The 17,459-nt window shown below is 46.7% G+C and carries 17 protein-coding genes and 6 pseudogenes; 14 read left to right on the top strand and 9 right to left on the bottom strand.

Annotated features, from left to right (window positions below; genetic code table 11):
* Positions 1 to 6: 6 nt before the first annotated feature.
* The gene (locus PSI23_RS09705) at positions 7 to 474 is read left to right on the top strand and encodes an OsmC family protein (RefSeq protein ID WP_273554894.1); all 468 of its coding nucleotides are present in this window, start codon (positions 7 to 9) and stop codon (positions 472 to 474) included.
* Between the two features lie 78 nt (positions 475 to 552).
* Here PSI23_RS09705 and PSI23_RS09700 read toward each other — a convergent pair.
* The 5 genes and pseudogenes from PSI23_RS09700 to PSI23_RS09680 all read right to left on the bottom strand — a co-directional run bounded on the left by PSI23_RS09700 (position 553) and on the right by PSI23_RS09680 (position 4,330).
* Positions 553 to 2,044: pseudogene (locus tag PSI23_RS09700) on the bottom strand (conjugal transfer protein TraG N-terminal domain-containing protein).
* Positions 2,041 to 2,313 (bottom strand): hypothetical protein, encoded by a 273-nt coding sequence (locus PSI23_RS09695; protein WP_273554904.1) that lies wholly within the window; start codon positions 2,311 to 2,313, stop codon positions 2,041 to 2,043. The pseudogene PSI23_RS09700 and the gene PSI23_RS09695 overlap by 4 nt, the downstream one beginning before the upstream one ends.
* Positions 2,314 to 2,346: 33 nt before the next feature.
* Positions 2,347 to 2,640 (bottom strand): annotated as a pseudogene (locus PSI23_RS09690) (integrase core domain-containing protein); the annotation flags it as partial.
* Between the two features lie 16 nt (positions 2,641 to 2,656).
* A pseudogene (locus PSI23_RS09685) lies at positions 2,657 to 3,732 on the bottom strand (IS110 family RNA-guided transposase).
* A gap of 316 nt (positions 3,733 to 4,048) precedes the next feature.
* Complete coding sequence (locus tag PSI23_RS09680) at positions 4,049 to 4,330, bottom strand: DDE-type integrase/transposase/recombinase (RefSeq protein ID WP_273554893.1); 282 nt, start codon at positions 4,328 to 4,330, stop codon at positions 4,049 to 4,051.
* A gap of 54 nt (positions 4,331 to 4,384) precedes the next feature.
* Here PSI23_RS09680 and ssb point away from each other — a divergent pair.
* Positions 4,385 to 4,756 (top strand): annotated as a pseudogene (gene ssb / locus PSI23_RS09675) (single-stranded DNA-binding protein); the annotation flags it as partial.
* Between the two features lie 83 nt (positions 4,757 to 4,839).
* Here the strand turns inward: ssb and PSI23_RS09670 are convergent.
* Positions 4,840 to 5,520, bottom strand: coding sequence for a DUF4276 family protein (locus PSI23_RS09670; protein ID WP_273554892.1), 681 nt, complete (start codon positions 5,518 to 5,520; stop codon positions 4,840 to 4,842).
* A complete protein-coding gene (locus PSI23_RS09665; RefSeq protein WP_273554891.1) occupies positions 5,513 to 6,661 on the bottom strand; it encodes an AAA family ATPase in 1,149 nt (382 codons plus the stop codon). Before PSI23_RS09665 ends, PSI23_RS09670 begins: the two co-directional genes overlap by 8 nt.
* 422 nt (positions 6,662 to 7,083) lie before the next feature.
* Between PSI23_RS09665 and PSI23_RS09660 the strand changes: the two genes are divergently transcribed.
* The 9 genes and pseudogenes from PSI23_RS09660 (at position 7,084) to PSI23_RS09620 (ending at position 15,512) form a co-directional block, all read left to right on the top strand.
* Positions 7,084 to 7,401, top strand: coding sequence for a helix-turn-helix domain-containing protein (locus PSI23_RS09660; protein ID WP_273554890.1), 318 nt, complete (start codon positions 7,084 to 7,086; stop codon positions 7,399 to 7,401).
* A 175-nt stretch (positions 7,402 to 7,576) separates the two neighbouring features.
* On the top strand, positions 7,577 to 8,122 hold the full coding sequence (gene pilL2, locus PSI23_RS09655; protein ID WP_273554889.1) for a PFGI-1 class ICE element type IV pilus protein PilL2: 546 nt from the start codon (positions 7,577 to 7,579) through the stop codon (positions 8,120 to 8,122).
* Positions 8,122 to 8,820 (top strand): TIGR03759 family integrating conjugative element protein, encoded by a 699-nt coding sequence (locus PSI23_RS09650; RefSeq protein WP_273554888.1) that lies wholly within the window; start codon positions 8,122 to 8,124, stop codon positions 8,818 to 8,820. Before pilL2 ends, PSI23_RS09650 begins: the two co-directional genes overlap by 1 nt.
* Positions 8,817 to 9,341, top strand: coding sequence for an integrating conjugative element protein (locus PSI23_RS09645; RefSeq protein WP_306309559.1), 525 nt, complete (start codon positions 8,817 to 8,819; stop codon positions 9,339 to 9,341). Before PSI23_RS09650 ends, PSI23_RS09645 begins: the two co-directional genes overlap by 4 nt.
* Positions 9,338 to 11,394: pseudogene (gene traD / locus PSI23_RS09640) on the top strand (type IV conjugative transfer system coupling protein TraD). Before PSI23_RS09645 ends, traD begins: the two are co-directional and overlap by 4 nt.
* A 15-nt stretch (positions 11,395 to 11,409) precedes the next feature.
* Complete coding sequence (locus tag PSI23_RS09635) at positions 11,410 to 12,168, top strand: TIGR03747 family integrating conjugative element membrane protein (protein WP_273554886.1); 759 nt, start codon at positions 11,410 to 11,412, stop codon at positions 12,166 to 12,168.
* Between the two features lie 193 nt (positions 12,169 to 12,361).
* A complete protein-coding gene (locus PSI23_RS09630; RefSeq protein ID WP_273554885.1) occupies positions 12,362 to 13,792 on the top strand; it encodes a DNA cytosine methyltransferase in 1,431 nt (476 codons plus the stop codon).
* A gap of 9 nt (positions 13,793 to 13,801) precedes the next feature.
* Complete coding sequence (locus PSI23_RS09625) at positions 13,802 to 14,275, top strand: very short patch repair endonuclease (protein WP_273554884.1); 474 nt, start codon at positions 13,802 to 13,804, stop codon at positions 14,273 to 14,275.
* Entirely contained in the window at positions 14,268 to 15,512 is a 1,245-nt protein-coding gene (locus PSI23_RS09620; RefSeq protein ID WP_273554883.1) for a type II restriction endonuclease, read from the top strand. The genes PSI23_RS09625 and PSI23_RS09620 overlap by 8 nt, the downstream gene beginning before the upstream one ends.
* 175 nt (positions 15,513 to 15,687) lie before the next feature.
* Here PSI23_RS09620 and PSI23_RS09615 read toward each other — a convergent pair whose 3' ends face one another.
* Positions 15,688 to 16,218: a hypothetical protein gene (locus PSI23_RS09615; protein WP_273554905.1), complete on the bottom strand. Its 531-nt coding sequence runs from the start codon at positions 16,216 to 16,218 to the stop codon at positions 15,688 to 15,690.
* Positions 16,219 to 16,263: 45 nt separating this feature from the next.
* Positions 16,264 to 16,341: pseudogene (locus PSI23_RS09610) on the bottom strand (DUF5710 domain-containing protein); the annotation flags it as partial.
* 148 nt (positions 16,342 to 16,489) lie between these two features.
* Here PSI23_RS09610 and PSI23_RS09605 point away from each other — a divergent pair.
* The 3 genes from PSI23_RS09605 to PSI23_RS09595 are packed head-to-tail and all read left to right on the top strand — an operon-like array spanning position 16,490 to position 17,452.
* Positions 16,490 to 16,819: an integrative conjugative element protein, RAQPRD family gene (locus tag PSI23_RS09605; protein WP_273554882.1), complete on the top strand. Its 330-nt coding sequence runs from the start codon at positions 16,490 to 16,492 to the stop codon at positions 16,817 to 16,819.
* On the top strand, positions 16,816 to 17,052 hold the full coding sequence (locus tag PSI23_RS09600) for a TIGR03758 family integrating conjugative element protein (protein ID WP_273554881.1): 237 nt from the start codon (positions 16,816 to 16,818) through the stop codon (positions 17,050 to 17,052). Before PSI23_RS09605 ends, PSI23_RS09600 begins: the two co-directional genes overlap by 4 nt.
* Before the next feature lie 34 nt (positions 17,053 to 17,086).
* Positions 17,087 to 17,452, top strand: coding sequence for a TIGR03745 family integrating conjugative element membrane protein (locus PSI23_RS09595; protein ID WP_099133412.1), 366 nt, complete (start codon positions 17,087 to 17,089; stop codon positions 17,450 to 17,452).
* Positions 17,453 to 17,459: the final 7 nt, after the last annotated feature.

Raw genomic sequence — 17,459 nt, 5'->3', positions numbered from 1 at the left:
TAATTTATGGCTGATACACTACATCATTATGGAATTTCTTTATCTTGGACGGGTAACTTAGGTCAAGGGACTCCAGGTTATAGAGAGTATGCCCGTGAATATAATATTTCCGGGGAGCATGGTAAGTTTTTAAAGGGTTCAGCAGATCCTAAATTTTTAGGTAAGAAAGAATGCTGGAACCCAGAAGAACTCTTGATTGCATCACTATCAGCTTGCCATCAACTTTGGTATTTGCATCTATGTGCAGAAGCTGGCGTCAGTGTGGTGCAATATCGAGATGATACAAAAGGTATAATGAATGAAAAAGAGGGAAAATTTACCGAGGTGACGTTACAACCTCATGTTACAATATCTAAAGAGTCAAATAAGGAAATAGCAATTAGTTTACATCGACTAGCTCATGATAAATGCTATATTGCAAACTCTGTGAATATTAAAATTGAAATCAATGCTAGTATTGAATTCACCAGTTGAAAAATGACACTCACTCCATGAAACTCAACAATCACTAACTAAAGTCGGCGACTGTTGAGTTTTTCGCTAGTCTAATAATTACTTCCCTTTTGATAACATTCGCTGCATCACCATCTGTCCGAACATCCCCGCGGACTGCCTGACCTGCCCTACGCCCTGGCTCATCATACCGGCCACATCGCCCATCCGAACCCCAGCCCAGCCAAATCATCGGCAGGACAATAAACAGCGTGCCCATCACCAGCCCCATGATTAAATCGTCCGAGGTGTTCTGAATACCGGCCAGATTAAACAGACTGTGGGTTTCTGAGCCGTATAGGGCTTCCAGTAAATGGCCGTCCAGCCAGCGCGCCAGTTCCCACCAGAACGTCAGGAAATTCAGCGCAAAAATCACAAACGTCAGCGTGAATACGGTCTTAAACTCATACGCGGCAAACAGCACAATCAGGGGTATCAGGATATACAAGGCCATCAGGATCACCGCCTGCATCATCGGCAGCGCCTGTCGCACCGCATCAAACATCGGCATACTGAGTAATCCGCCCAATAACGTCCCTGCGGAAGCCCCGATTCGGTTAGATCTATCCAACAAGGTAGGATCAGCATTGCCGCCATACACATACCCTTCCTGTGAAACGATCAGGTTCACCGGACTGACCAGACGGCGGATCACCGCTTCCTGATAAGCCTGCGTGTTTTTACCTAGCATTTTTAGGGTCGCTGACAAGCGCAGCCACAACCCCGGATCGGCTTGTGCCAGTACCCGGTCTTTCAGGCCGGTTTTGGTGGCTGACCACCAGGCTTTGCAGGCCGGATATCCGCCCTGTCCGGTATCAGGCCGCCCATTATCCCGGCTCGCCTGCCACGGAAAGTCGGCTCTGGGTGTACGGGATTGCAGTGTCTGGTAATCCCCGGCTAAAAACGTGCGGCTGCCCAGCCAGTCAATATCACTCAGGATAGCCGGATCGGTGGTTTTCCCCTGATCGCGTTGTTTCCACTGATAAAGTGCCAGCGCATAACAATCGTGAGTGAAATCCTGTAACTCCGCCGCCAGTGCCGGATTGCTGATACGGGTGTGCTACACTTCAAAGCGCAATTGTCGTAAATCCGGCCGGCAGGGAACGGAGGCCACTGCCGCCTGTGTCAGCCCCTTTGATAACCGATGCACTACCGCCCACCAGAGCGGCACCGCAGCCGTCTGATTATTCAGGCTGGAGATCACCGGCGCATAACCACTGTTATCCGGGGCTTTTGGTGTCCAGGTGCCACAGCTTTTGGCCCGGAACGGGTCGTACTGGAGGGTTGTCAGGCTGACATTGACCAGCGGCACACAACACACCATCATGACGAAAAAGGCGCTGTACAGGATGTTTTCAGTCTGGGCAAGCGACTGTAACCCACCCCTGCCTTCTTCTTCACCGCACTCCCGCACTTTCAGCCAAATGGCTATCACCTTTATCACTAAAGGCAGCGTAAACAGCTCCGTCGCAATCAGAATTTGCCACAGGCCATTGTTGATCACCCAACCGAGTAAGGTCAGAAAATATTCCAGATAGCTGTTGGTGGTCATAACATATCCTCAATATTCCCTGACAGGGCATATTCACCCAGCAGAATAAACAGCAGGCTGGCCACCATCATCCGTATCAGCGTTGCGCGGTGTTCCGCCTGATGTTTTGTCCTTTGCCAGATTTTCCGGCAGCCCCAGCCCAGTACGGCATACAGGCATAACCGCCAGATTAACCAGAATTTGCCGATTGCAGTTACCCAGCGGTGAAGCCGGGTGATGTTTTCTGCCTGATTCAATCCTGCCCAGCCTGATGCTACAGTGATAACCATCACCAAAGCGATAACCAGTGATAACGGTTCTGCTCAAGAAAAATCGGACACTTTTACGAAGGCCATTTCATATTCCACGGGCGTTAAATCATTATTGGCCGTGTGCAATCGTGTTAAATGGTAATAATGCAGATAATCCAATACATCTTTTTTCATCTCTGCCTGGTTTTCATGATGGGTTTTGAAGAGCCAATCATGTTTCAAACTGCCAAAGAAACGTTCGACAACAGCGTTATCCCTACACGCCCCGACATCCCCCTAGCTTGCTCTCATGTTATAACTGCTGAGTAAGTCCCGGTATTGCTGGCTTGTATATTGGCTCCCTCTGATGCCCTTCTAAGTGTCAAGTCATTATTTGTATGCTATTGATCTGACGATTGCGGTTACGCAATAGCGTAAAGACCTCCCTTGATATATAGCGTTTTAAGCAACGTATTGCCTCAAGTTTTGAATGACCTTCCCCGATCCGCTTGGCAACATATTCCTGCGTTTTGGTATCTGTACGTAACCGACCAATCGCTATGATGTGAAGCGCACTGTTTACTGCACGATCGCCACCACGATTGAGTCGGTGACGCTGATTTTTTCCTGAGGATACCGGTACCGGACTCACTCCGCATAACGCAGCAAAACCGGATTCTGAGTGTAGACGCTCTGGATTGTCTCCCGCCGTGATGAGAAGTTGGGAGGCACATTCATACCCCACTGCTTTGCATTTGAGCAGTTCCGGTGCAAGGTCATCAACGATAGCCGCTATCATGACGTCCAGCTCACCAATCTCATCCTGTAATTCCAGGTAGCGTCGGGCCAGTGATTTCAACGCAATACAGTAAGCCCCCTCAATATGACGATAGCGGGTCATATCCGGTTTTGATGCGGCCAGTGTGCGGATAAGCTGCATCCGGGTGAGTTTTCTGAGTTGATCCCGTAATTCTTCGGGGGCAGAGACGATTGTCATTTGGAGCATTTGTAGCGCTATGCGTCGTGCTGCCACGGCCGTTTTTCGGCATACCTTCAGGGTTCGAAGAGACTCAACCATGCCACTTCGTGTTTTAGGCGTGACTGTCCGGATGAGTGAAAATGCCGCATGAGCGGCACATTCAGCATCAATCGTAATTCGCTTTTTCCCCGTTTCCGGCGTTCCATTCTGTCGGGCGCTGTGACCTCCAGGACTTCAATCCCCGCAGCTTGGAGATATCGCAATAAACCCGCGCCGTAAGATCCTGTACATTCAATTCCCACCCTGATTAATGGCCCAAATGATTTCATCCAGGATAACATCTGGCGGTATCCTTGCCGGGTTGCTGGAAAAAATTCGTTCCCTACAACACAGTTATTGTGATCAACGACTGCCGCAACGTGTAGGTCTTGATGTGTATCAACACCACCAATGACGCCTGCTGATAAGTTTTGCTGCATTTTAGCCATGGGATGAATTCTCAGTCAGAAGATACCAATAGTTTCCCCTGACAGATATCCCGGACAGGACAGTAAAGAGACAAGCCGTCAGGCCCTTCTTGAGTCACGCATATCAGCGAGGAGAAACCTCTCATGGAATTTTTCCTGTTACCGACAGATCCAGGGGAGGACACAAGAGGGTCGATCACTGTGTGGGTCAGGAAACAGAAAAAACGCCATACATCAGAAGAATAGATTGAAAAGCCTTCTATCTATAGAATCTGACAAGGGTATTCTTACTGTCACTATGAAAAACACAGCCTTGTGACGGCTGACGTCAGTGATACGCTTTCATTAAGGCCTGGCTGATCAAGGTCGTATCTATTTCCGTTGCGATCTGCCATCCCACTATCCGACGTGAGTACAAATCCATCACAATAGCCAGATATAACCAACCTTCGGGCGTCTTCAAATAGGTGATATCTCCTGCCCAAACTTCATTCGGCGCCAACGGATTAAAGTTCCGGTTAAGTAGATTACAGGCTGTTGATATCGCTTTACCTTTGCGCGGAGCCCGGTAGCGCTGCCGCTGTCGGACGGATAATCCGAGCTGATTCATGAGCTTTCGGGTCCGATAGTTACTGATGGTAAAGCCTTCTTTGCGTAATTACAGCGGGAAAAGACCGAATGGCACCGGGTAGTGATCTTCGGCAAGTTAGCAGAAATTGCGGCGGAGTATCTGCAAAAAGGGACTCAGGTGTACATTGAAGGTCAGTTACAAACACGTAAGTGGCAGGATAATCAGGGACAGGATCGCTATTCAACGGAATTGGTGGTCAATGTCAATGGCACGATGCAGATGCTGGGCAGTCGTGGCGATACAAAACAGGTTCCTGTTCAACAGGCTAAGTCTAAGTCAGCGCAAAAACCACAACCTTCTCAACCGACTAAAAAGGAGAGAAAACCAACACAAATGGCGCAACTTTCGTCTTTACCGGAAGAGGAGAAAGAAGAACCAGATTGGTCTGATGAGATCCCATTTTGACGTGGTTTAACCTATTGCCCTGTGACACAGGGCTTATTGTTAATATTGGGTCAGTCAATCGATTCTAAATTCTACACCTGCATTTAAACGGTTATTAATATTTCAAGCCTGCATAGCCACTCATTGAATAACGGACATTTTTCTCTCATCTTAGGGATGCCTGTTTTTTCGGCAATCGCAATCCCTGTTGTCGTTTTGCCAAATGTTCCATTTGCTGACCATTTTTTCAACCGCTTTGAAGGCGCCGTTTGTGGGCTATTGTTAATCGATTCCGGTTCTCCACACTCTCGAAGTACCTGCTCTATCTCTTGTACATGGATATTTAACTCATTGGCAAGTATCTCTTTGTCACTAAAGAGTAAAGCTTCAAATTCATGCATAACGATGTAGGGAATAAAGCGTTCATCAGCTCTCTGTGCTAATAAGAATTGGTGAATTTCATTCTGTGTTGACAGATGCAGATGTTCAGCGATTTTCTTTGGTTCCCACTGTCTATTTAACGTTTCTAATCCCGGCCATTCATTGGTGCCGTAATAATCAATAAAGGTTGTGACATAGGTATCTGGACGTTGTTTCAGATGCATCTCAATGTCTTTCTTGACTCTTGAAAAACGCACATCTCCACCTTTTTGTCCGGGTTTAGAAACTTGTGTGGCAGAGATGAAAATCATTTTCTCAGCCAGATAAGGTTGAAGTATCTTTTCAATAAATATCTGTTCTGTCTTACCTTCAACGATGGCCATGACTTCAATGTAATTACTCATAAGTCGGCCCTCCGGCAATGACGTTTTTAGCCCATAATTCACCCAGAGAATAGTTTTCGAGCCATTGGGAAAAATCTTCTTCATTTAAACGCTCAAAACGTGAAGCTCCCTTTTTACGATTCACGATGACAATATCTTCAGCAGAGAATTGATCGATTAAAATAGGGGATTGAGTGGCGATAATGACTTGGGTACGCTGAGCCGCCTGTTGAATTAACTCGGCAAGGATAACAATGGCCACAGGGTGTAGCCCTAGTTCTGGTTCATCAATAATAATCGTCGATGGCGGATTGGGTTGTAATAATGCCGTTGCCAGACAAATAAAGCGTATTGAACCATCTGATAAATGATAAGGTTGCATAGGGTAGTCTGAGTCTTTTTGCATCCAGCTGATGTTAACTTCTTCTTTTAAACCACTTTGACGCGGTTCCAGAATGAAGTTATCAAAGAACGGGGTGACTAACCTGATGGCATTCACAATCGATTTATATTCGTTTGGTGCCTCGTTTTTGAGTTTTAATAAGAACGCACCAATGTTAGAGGCATCTGTGCGTAATGTTTTATTATCCTGAATAATTTCATACTTTCGCATTCCAGCCGTAGCACTGGTGTCGTGAAAATGATAAATCTGCCAGGAAGCGATGGCATCATAGATGGGCCTTGAATACGGTGCACCAGAGTACTTGTTCTCGACTTCAGCAACCATTCTGGATCTGCCATCGTCACTATCTCCTAATTCCCACCATCCGTTGCCAACACTCTTTATGTAATAGCGAGCTTCATCTTCAATCGCACAGCTATCTGCCGGTGTAGGAACTAATTTAAAGCGAAATCCTCTTTCCCCGAAGCGTGTATCAAACTCCATTTTCTGTGTGATCTTATTGCCATTAAAAAGTAAATCGCCAGCGCCACCATTATCGCGTACATAGCGATTTAATGTGCCGTCTATTAATGCCCGCAACATCTTAAAAAAGGAGATCAAATTACTTTTACCTGCGCCGTTAGCGCCAACAATCACGTTTAAGTTTTTAAGCTCAAATTCACTCAGCTCATGGATTGATTTAAACCCTTTAATCGTGAGCTTATCTAAAGATGTTGTCATATCTCCTCCTTTGAAATGCTTTACTTCAGTATCAGACAAGGGGGTAACTCTTGATTCAATCATGCATCAACACAGTTATCTTCAATGTTAACATAACCCGCTGATAGCTGACGCACTATTCTCTGAAGCGTACCTTTCGGTGGTTATACTTATTGTTAGAGATGATGCTGAACTAACGGGTAACTAATTACTTAATTTTACTGATTATACTTACACATTCGATTATTGAATTAGATAACTCAATCAGTTAAAGTAAAAAAGCTATCGGCAAAATCCGGTAGTGAGGAATCTCAGGCCTCAAAGTTATCCACTGGTAGGAAGTTTCTACCAGTGTGTCTGTTATCGCCCCTTCAATGGCGGTTCAGGCAGGGGAGGCTTTGCCTCATCGGCTGATAACTCCGGTACCTGAGAATCCCTGTTTTGAATCGCCACCAAAATAATCAACAGAAGGGGAAGCAGGTATGATTAACACTCAACAAGACTGGCACCCAGCCGAAATTATTTGTGCATTACGCAAGCGTGGTACCACACTCGCCGCTTTATCCTGTGAATCGGGACTCAGTTCTTCCACTCTGGCAAATACTTTATCCCGCTCATGGCCCAAAGGAGAACTCATCATCGCCACCCGTTTGGGAATGGAACCCGCTGAAATCTGGCCCAGCCGTTATTTCGACGATTACGGCAATTTTATTGAACGAAAAGTACGCCAACCAGTTGCAGACTGTCATTCAGCTGATGGAAGTCAGTTGGTCGATGAATATCAGCTAGCTGATGAATAATGCTCTGATATAAGCCATAAAGTTTAGGGCGATAATATTTATTCAGGGTTTATCCATTATCGCCTGTTTCAGTATTTTTATTTTCAGCAAACACAGTTGAGTTGTTCATTGAATACATCACAGGGTTCCTTGCATAGTCAGGATTATTTTACGACTGAGCAGGAACCTATTTGCCATGAAAATAAATGCGTTAGTTGGTCTGATAGCGATAACACTAACCGGATGCGTGGCTCCGGTAAAACAACCATTGTCTCCTCCCTCAAAAGAAATTTCCCCTTCCGTCACGCTGACACGAAACATCCAATCAGTTTCACCGGATATTTATGGACAAACGCCTGAAGTCGTTCGCTATGGACGTTATTTATTGGTGAGTACTAACCCAACAGCGGTCCAGCGTAGTCCACTTTCCCAGCTGCTGGATATTCATCTCTCCGCTTCCCAGCATGCCACTGTTGCCGATGCGATGCGTTATGCATTACGTCAGTCTGGCTACGCACTCTGTGCACCTGACAAGAAGAATGACATTTTATATCGTCAAACGCTGCCGTCAGTACATATGCAGTTAGGCCCCGTCAGGTTACGTACTGCTTTGCAGGTGATGGCAGGTCCGGCCTGGCAACTGGAAGTGGATGAGGTGCAGCGTGTCGTTTGCCACCATTTGCGACAGGGTTATCAACTCCCGGCTCCGGCTAAACAACCGCAGCAGGGAGGTGGACGTTGATGAAATCATACCGATCCGGTCTATTGATGTGGTTGTTGCTAAGCAATTCTGTCTGGGCAGCAACACCGACACCGTTAGCTTCACAGCAGACACAAACGACAGAAAGCCGGCAGCAATCCCTGAATAATCAGGCTGAACAGTGGCAGTTAAGTACCGATGAATATCAACGTTATCAGCACCTGATGAACGGGCCACGGGGTATTCAGTCGCCGGGGCTTGATCCGTTGACAACATTAGGCATTGAAGCTGAAAGCGATACCGAGCGCCGCCGTTATGCTGAACAGTGGGTTAAATCAGAGTTTGCCCGAACTGAAAAAGAGCTGCGTTTCCAGCGGGAAGTGGATGCAGCCTGGCAGCGACTGTTTCCGGATGTATTGCCGGTCAATATGGAAAAATTGCGTGGGACCAAAGGTCGGCTGGCGCTGTTTGTTAAAGCCAAAGATTGCTCGCAATGTGGAACCCGTTTGGCTGAAGTCCTAGTGGCAAAGCAGCCGGTGGATATCTATCTGGTCGACAGCCAACGTAATGATGACACCTTACGGCAGTGGGCCAAAGATCACAACATTCCTGTTGAACAGGTACGTAACCGACAAATCACTCTGAATCATGATGCGGGATACTGGTTTCGGTTTGGTAAAGGATTGATGCCGGTATTGTTGCGACAAGGAGAGCAAGGGTGGCAGATAACGTCATTATGAAAATAAATCGGCTGTGTATCTTACCTATTCTTAGCCTGTTATGGGTTAATACTTGTCAGGCTGAACTGAGCGTTATTGCAGATTTAGGCGGTAAAGATGCTTCGCCCTTTTATGAAAGCATTAATGCCCAGCCGAGTTATCGTTCTGCACAGCCACACCATTTCTTGCCAGAAGTGTCGGGTGAAGCGGCCATGTTGCCGGTCAACACACCGGAACTGACACCGGGAAGAGTAACAAGCCGATCACTGCAACTACCAGGCATTGGAGCATTATTTTTGATTGGCGATGATCCTGACTCACGTCAGTGGCTAAGCCAGCATTCAGCACGGCTTGCGCAATTGCACGCAGTGGGGCTGGTCGTTAATGTCAGTGAGGTGGCCGATTTACAGTCACTGCGGGCATTAGCACCCGATTTGCTGTTATCACCGGCTTCCGGCACGGAACTCGCTCGTCGTTTGCAATTACAACATTATCCGGTGCTGATCACTGAAAATGCACTCACACAGCAGCTATCACCATGAGTCGCCGTTATGTGGTTGAAGCCCTGTTACGCCCGGCTGTCGAGCTGAATACGGCAGTGGTTTCAGCGGTTGCCGCGTTTATTTGCATTCGGGCACCGTGGGCGATTGCACTGGCACCCTCAGTCAGCTATGTGATGGGCGGCGGTTTTGCCGTACTGGTGATAATACGCACGTGGCAGGGTATTCAGGTTATCCGTTATCGCCGAAATCTGAGCCGCTTACCGCGTTACCAGATGAGAACAAAACATATCCCGGTCAGTCATCAGTGTTTGTTTCTGGGCAGGGGCTTTCGCTGGCAGCAGAAGCATACCCAGCGTTTGCAGGATACGCGGAGACCCGAAGTCGAGCGATTTGTGCAGCCGTCCCGGTTCTATCAGCTTGCCCGGGCACTGGAACACCGAACCGAATACCGCTGGCCTGAGTTATCCGCGCTGTTACGCAAAGATTCCCCATTAAATCCGGTGCGGCCGTTACCGCCTGTTGGCGGTAATCCCATGATCCACGGTATTGAACCACAGGAAGCGGAAGTGTTTATGGATCTGCGCGAGCGAGTCGGGCATACCCTGGTGATGGGCACGACTCGCGTGGAAAAACCCGGCTAGCTGAATTGCTGATAACACAGGATATCCGGCGGGGCGAGGTGGTGATTGTCTTTGATCCCAAAGGGGATGCCGACCTGTTAAGGCGCATCTGGGCAGAAGCGCACCGGGCAGGACGTGGTAATGAACTTTCTCTCTTTCATCTGGGCTGGCCGGAAATTTCAGCACGTTATAATGCCGTCGGGCGGTTTGGACGGGTATCGGAAGCCGCTTCCCGTCTGGCGGGGCAATTGAGTGGTGAAGGGAACAGTGCTGCGTTTCGGGAATTTGCCTGGCGGTTTGTCAATATTGTCGCCCGTGCGTTAGTGGCACTGGGTCACCGGCCGGATTACACGCTTATCACGCGTTACGTCAATAATATCAGCGAACTGTATCAGCTCTATGCCACCAAAGTGATGGAAGACAGGCAGCCAGCACTGTTGGAACAAATCAACCATTACCTCGGCAAACTGAAAGAAAAAGATATCCCGCGCAATATGCAGGGGCAGTCGGATGCGCTCAGACTCTGGGCGATGGAAGTCACGCTGAGTTCAGAAGCGGGTAAGCAATTCTATGACCCGATTTTGGACGGATTACGTTCTGCCGTGCGTTATGACCGCACCTATTTTGATAAAATTGTCGCTTCTTTGCTGCCCCTGCTGGAAAAGCTGACCACGGGTAAAATTGCTGAGCTGTTATCACCGGATTATCTCAATATGGCAGATTTGCGCCCCATCTTCGACTGGGAACAGGTGATCCGCAAGAACGGGATTGTCTATATCGGGTTGGATGCGCTGTCTGACAGCGATGTGGCCTCGGCGGTGGGAAACAGCATGTTTGCCGATTTGGTCAGTGTAGCCGTGCAGATTTATAAATATGGCATGAATGCGGGCTTGCCGGTTCGCCATGACGGGAAGCTCGCGATTAACCTGCATTGTGACGAATTCAATGAACTGATGGGCGATGAATTTATCCCGCTGATTAATAAAGGCGGAGGTGCCGGCATGCAGGTCACGGCCTATACCCAGACCTCATCGGATATTGAAGCCCGCATCGGTAGCCCGGCTAAAACCGCGCAGGTGATCGGTAACTTCAATACCCTGGTTATGCTGCGGGTGCGGGATAACCGGACGGCAGAGCTGCTCACCAGCCAGTTGCCCGAAGTGGAAATTTACAGTAAGACCCTGGTCTCAGGACATGCCGATATCGCAGATGTTGAACAGGGGCAGGATTTCACCTCGTCCACGCAGGACAGGGTAGGCACAGTCAAAACGCCGCTGGTGACGCCTGCTGAGATGATTAACTTACCGAAAGGGCAGGCGTTTGCACTACTGGAGGGCGGGCAGCTGTGGAAAATTCGTATGCCTTTGCCAACCGGCGATAACGATGATGCCCTGATGCCGGCGAGTTTGCAGAAAATCGCCGAGCATATGCGACGGCACTACCGCACCCGTGAAAACTGGTGGGAAGAGTAGGGGTAATTTCACGTCATGGCACAGTCAGAAAATCAATCCCGCCCCGCTTCCCAACCACCTCGTAAGCATGGGCTGTTGTATCGCCTGTTATGGGAATGGCCGTGGCAACTCACTGGCTTTATTGTGATGTCGTGGCTATTCAGTTTGTTACTGGAATATCTTGGTATGACTTTTTTCTGGCCGGACGAGGGCTTTGCTCACAGCCAGACGATGATGAACACTGAACTGCAATTTTTATCGACGGAGTTTACCCAAAGCCTGTTGTTGTTAAACCCCTCACAAACAGTTTCTGACTGGCTGGCACAGGCGTATCAATGGATTTTTGTCGACAGTGGTTTTATGCACTGGATACAGGGGCAGCAGCTATATCAACTCAATAGCCGCAATGATTTTATGCGTGAATTCAATGCCATATTATATGGGGTATCGGGTTATTTGCGGGAATATGGACTGACCACAGTATTTATCACCATGGTGACGCTGATCCGAATAGCGATTTTGGTGTTATCCGTTCCGCTGTTTGTGATGGTGGTTTTAGTTGCACTGGTTGACGGGTTGGGACGACGGGATTTACGCCGTTACGGAGCGGGGTATGAATCGAGTTTTGTTTATCACCATGCCAAGCGGGGTATTAAACCGGCCTGCACTATTCCCTGTGTGCTGTATTTATCGTGGCCGGATGTGGTGTATCCCACGGTGATATTGCTGCCTGCGGCACTCTTGCTGGGTATGACGGTGGTGATAACAACGTCGATGTTTAAAAAATATTTATAGTGAATGACGCTGTACGATGGAATGCAAAACGTTTTTTTGTTTTGTATTCTATCGTCAGCAGACAAGCCGCATGGCGGCGCGTCAGTGATTATTATACGTACCTGAGACTTCTTTTTGTCAGTTTAACTTTATCCTGTGTTAGTTGAGTGATATTCTTACACTAATATATCCCGTTGATTAAATGGTTTTTACTATGAAAGAGTTAGAGTTAATTGCACAAAAACTAATTGCACAAAACGAAGAAGAACAATACCGGAAAAAGGAAGAAGACAAAGCTTTAATCAGTAAACTCGTTGAAATCTATGATCAAAAATATGTTGCTGAGGCACTTCGGGCTATTAGTCATAGCGATTGGACTCGTGAAACACTTAATCGCTGGTTAAATGGTAAAATGGTACAAAAGCAATTAACTGAGCTGGAAGTACAGATGCTCAATAGTTTGTTGCCATCACCGCCTGAACACCATCCGAATTACACTTTTCGTTTTATTGATCTGTTTGCCGGCATTGGTGGGATCAGAAAAGGATTTGAAGAGATTGGTGGGCAATGTGTGTTTACCAGCGAATGGAACAAAGATGCGGTTCGTACTTACAAAGCAAACTGGTATTGCGATCCTGAAGAGCATGTATTTAATTCTGATATCAGGGATATAACTCTGAGCCATGATATTTCTGCCAGTGATAAAGAAGCATACCAGAATATAGATCGTGAAATCCCCAATCATGATGTATTACTGGCCGGTTTCCCTTGTCAGCCTTTTTCTCTTGCAGGAGTATCAAAGAAAAACTCATTAGGCCGTGCTCATGGTTTTGAATGTGAAACGCAGGGAACATTGTTTTTTGATGTAGCCCGGATCATTGCTGCTAAAAAACCGGCCATTTTCTTGCTGGAAAATGTGAAAAACCTGAAAAGCCATGATAAAGGGAAAACTTTTCGGGTTATTGTGCAGGCTTTGGACGAACTGGGATATTCAGTTGCAGATGTTGAACATAACGGGAAAGATGATCCAAAGATTATTGATGGTCAAAATTTCCTGCCACAACACCGTGAACGTATTGTTTTGGTTGGATTTCGGCGTGATCTTAATATCCACCAGGGATTTACCCTCAGAAACATGAATCAACTTTTTCCTGCACAAAGACCGATACTTAAAGAATTACTGGACGGTAATGTTGATAAAAAATATATCCTTACTCCTGCGTTATGGAAATATTTATACAACTACGCGAAAAAACATCAGGCAAAAGGAAATGGTTTTGGTTTTGGTCTGGTTTTCCCTGATAACCCGAATAGCGTTGCCCGCACTTTGTCCGCCCGTTACCATAAAGATGGCTCTGAAATACTTATCGACCGGGGCTGGAACAGGGAGCTTGGAGAGAGAGATTTTGACAATGAAGAAAACCAGAAAAACAGACCAAGAAGGCTGACACCTCGCGAGTGTGCGCGTTTGATGGGATTTGAATCACCGGGTGGCACAACTTTTCGCATTCCCGTATCGGATACTCAGGCTTATCGGCAATTTGGCAACTCTGTGATTGTTCCTGCTTTTGCTGCTGTAGCTCAGTTATTGGCACCTTATATTGCCAAAGCAATTGCGTTAAAAAACAGCAAAAAAGTGGCATAAGGTTTGATTATGGCTGATGTTCACCCTTCTGCAATTCGTAGCAAAAATATGAAAGCGATACGAAATTGTAATACAGCCATTGAAATAAAGCTGGCAGCGATCCTTGAAGATGCTGGCTTTCAGTTTCGGACACAGGTAAAAGAATTACCGGGTAAGCCTGATTTTGTGATCGATGAGTATCGAAAAATCATTTTCACTCATGGGTGTTTCTGGCATTACCATGAGTGCTATCTGTTTAAAGTCCCGATGACCAGAACCGAATTTTGGATGAACAAACTTGGGAAGAATGTATTACGGGATAAAGCTATTAATGAGAAGCTTAGGAGTGATGGCTGGCACGTTATGGTTATCTGGGAATGTGCTGTAAAAGGCAGATTCAGATTACCCGTTCAGGAATTATCTGAAAGAATAGAAGAGTGGATTTGTGCAGGCAGTGATTCTGTAGAAATTGATACTAAAGGGATACATAATAAAAATGTTTGAGCCGTTATCTGATCATTTCGAAGTCGCAGTTGCAAAATATCTTTCGGCTGTTGATGTTGATCCTAAAAAATCAAATCAACATGAGATTGGTGGATTGGTCAAAGCAGGATTTTCAGGATATCTTCCCGTTCCCGAACGAGGGGAAAAAATATTTTTTAAGGCAACGCTGACTTATATTGCCGGAGAAGATAGCGAGCCGGTCATCTGTGAAGATCAATTAACGTGGTACGATACTCGTTATAACCAGCCAAACAGATCGGCTGAATATCGTATGTATTATAAAACGAATCCTGTTTCATCTTTGATGAATGAAGGTGATTTTTTTCTGATTATTAAACGTAATAATGGCGATTTGCTGCTTATTATAACTCCCCCGGGATCTTCAGTTGAATTACAGCTGAATACTTTATTTGGTCTGGGTAATATTGGTCATCATTTTTCCCAATCTTCGATTGAGGAAAAATCACTTATCCTTCCGGTCAGGATGTTATTTGAAGACCTGGGAATAGAACTTGAAGAACCTGAAAGTAAAAATGAAAATTTACTGGAAACATTATTAAGGCATTTTCCGGCTGGTTTTCCTAAGTCAAAAGAATTTTCTTTACTGGCAAGGGAAATGGCCTCAGGTGAACCAATAAATGAACCCGATAATACACTGATGCTATGGATGGAACAGGAAGAAAAATTATTTAAAACATATGAACGTTATGAGGTAGCGAAAAAATTATCGCAGGGATTTGGAGAAAACGGGAATGATGTTGATGAATTTATTCATTTCTCATTGAGTGTTCAGAACAGGCGAAAATCCCGTGCCGGTTTTGCCTTTGAAAATCACCAGGATCATCTTTTCTCATTGCATAATCTGCGATTTCAACAGGGTTCTGCCAAAAATATAACAGAGAATAAGTCTAAACCCGATTTTCTTTTTCCATGTTTTTCTGCTTATCACGATAAATCTTTTCCTCAGGAAAAGTTGCGATTGCTTGGCGCAAAAACGACATGTAAAGATCGCTGGAGACAAGTATTGGCTGAAGGAGACCGGGTGGCACGTAAGCATCTGATAACGATGCAGCCAGGGATAAGTGAACAACAGCTGGCAGAAATGAAGAGTAAATCGCTACAGTTAGTGGTACCTGAATCTGTTAAGTCATTCTATCCAACATCCTATGCCAATGATTTACAGAATATTATGGAGTTCATTACTGAGATCAAGGAAATCCAAAGATTAACTCAATGACTTTGCAAACAGAAACTGTACTGCATTTATGTAATACCTTTTCTCTGAGGTGACCATTCAGGTGGTCACCATGCTCCGCACCTGTCATTCCACAAGGTGCTATAGTCATATTTTTCTTTTGCCACTCATTCTGCAGCTTATTGAAGATACTTTGATGGCACATTCACCACCTGTGTCATCCATTCAAACCAGTCACACGCTTTACAGATACGGTTATCCTGCTTCGGATCAAAATGGTAGTGATGATGTGAAATGTCTTCACAATAGCCGACAAAAGGTTGATCAATACGGTGAAGCTGAATAGCCGCCGCTTGCTCTTTAGAGGTTGGGAAAATGCCCCACCGACTTCCGCAAACAGGTCGGTATCATCCTGCTGTGCGTCACAGTGTTCGCAATGGTTTATCCAGTGCTGCCTGCGCAGCCGTTGGCTGACCGCTTTGCGCAGCGTGTGATGAAAACCGGGCAACACGCTACGCACAATAGTGGGAATATCGGCGATATAAAACAGAAACGCCGGGCTGTCTTGCTCTGAGTAGTCTACTTCCGTGCCGGGTTCATCGCCGTTATCCGCTTCCAGTAGCTGGTGTCCGGCAGGCAGCATAAACGCCGTGACCGTCGTGTGTTGATGGCAGTGCGGGCATTGCGTCCGGGTTTGGGCCAGATACCAGCATTCAGCATGGACATTGTAGAACGGTAACCAGTTCATAAACGGGGTCGGGTCAAAACTGTTGTCGATATACCAGATTTGGGCGGCCGCATCCCAGTACGCGCCCAGCTTCCGTACCTGCTCATATTCATCGTCGGGGACGTTTAAATCAATCCGCAGCATAGTCTTCCTTTATTATTAAACCGTTAATCAAATAAATTAGTCAGACTATTTAGCTAATTTTCACCAAAGCATAAAGAGTTTATTGCTGATCGCCGCTAAAAAACGCCGCATCCTTGGCATTTTGGAACCCATCATAAGGTGAGTGTTTATGCGCGGTGGCTTTTCAATATCCTGTTCTGTCTGCCTGCTGGGGCTGGCTGTGTGGTGTATGCCACGGGTACAAGCTGCCGAAAAAGACGAACTGGCGAGTGCAATGCGTCTGATTGAGCAGGTGCAAATGGCACTGGAACGCGCCAGCATCGCAGAAAATCAGTCTGATACTTTAAAACACCCTCGTTATGACTTTGCTTATCAGCGCATCCAGGCTGATCTCAGCATCATCAAAGCCGGTATCGATCACTATCTCACGCCTTCCCGCGACCAGCCCCGTGATCCCGTGCCCATCTCCGGCCATTACCGTCAGGAAAACCCGCAATGACTGACGCACAACGCAATGCCTTTGAAGTGGCCTCCGGGCACTTTGATATCACTTTTCTGTATCTGGTGTGCGTCGGGTTTTTCTTAGCCACCTTATTTTTCTGGGCGACCTGGGCGGCGGTGGATGTCTGGAACGGCTGGGCAAATGAAAAAGTGCGTAATCAGACCCTCAGCCAGTTTGCCCTTCGAACTGCGGTATTGCTGGTCGTGGCTGTCTGGATGTTTGCAAGCTGAGGCAATGAACACAATGAAAAGGAACAGAGTCACTATGAAACACATTTTTACCGTCTGCCGGCGTATCGGTACCAGAATAAATGCCTTTCTTTTATTGTGCTGCCTGTCCTGTGAATCCGCCCGGGCCGATTTACCGGCTATCGAACCGCCCAAAAGTGGGGGTGGGGGCGGATTGCTGGGACAGGCGAAAGGGTACGCGCAGGATGGCATTGTGATTGGCGGACTGATTTTATCAGCGGTGGCGTTCTTTAAGGTTGCTTCGGCTGCCGTCGAAACCTTTTCCGAAGTGCGGGATGGCAAATCGACCTGGACCCAGTTTGGCGCCATCGTCGTGGTCGGTGTGGTGCTGTTGGTTGCCGTGATTTGGCTGCTGTCGAAATCGGCCAGCATTATCTTTTAAGGCCGTC

The organism is Xenorhabdus yunnanensis (assembly GCF_028598805.1).
Classification (GTDB): domain Bacteria; phylum Pseudomonadota; class Gammaproteobacteria; order Enterobacterales; family Enterobacteriaceae; genus Xenorhabdus; species Xenorhabdus yunnanensis.
Note: the sequence above shows the minus strand (reverse complement) of the source record. Positions and strands in the feature narration are given on the sequence as shown.